The 301-nt window shown below is 66.8% G+C and carries 1 pseudogene; it reads right to left on the bottom strand.

Annotated features, from left to right (window positions below):
• Window positions 1–196: pseudogene (locus tag EIK80_RS25430) on the bottom strand (dienelactone hydrolase family protein); the annotation flags it as partial.
• Window positions 197–301 lie beyond the last annotated feature (105 nt).

Raw genomic sequence — 301 nt, forward strand, 5'->3', positions numbered from 1 at the left:
CCTTGGCCTTCGGATAGAAGAGCGCCGCGTCGGCCACGCCATCCGGCGTCTTCACCGCGACGTCCTTTTCCTCGACCGTGTCATCGGCGCGGGCGACCGTGGCGGCGCCGGTGGCGGCGACCGTCAGCAGACCGAAGGCGCGACGCGAAAGGCGGGGGTCGTGCACGAGGCCTGGATGGATGTCGTAATCGCACATGGCGGTCTCCTCCCAATGTTTGGGCAGGCACGCTATCACCACCTTCTGCCGCCGCCTCCCCTCTTTAGGAGGTGAGTTGGTACGTGGCTTTGCCGGGCAGCAGCA

The sequence above is a fragment of the Caulobacter sp. 602-1 genome (genome assembly GCF_003931565.1).
Taxonomy (GTDB): domain Bacteria; phylum Pseudomonadota; class Alphaproteobacteria; order Caulobacterales; family Caulobacteraceae; genus Caulobacter.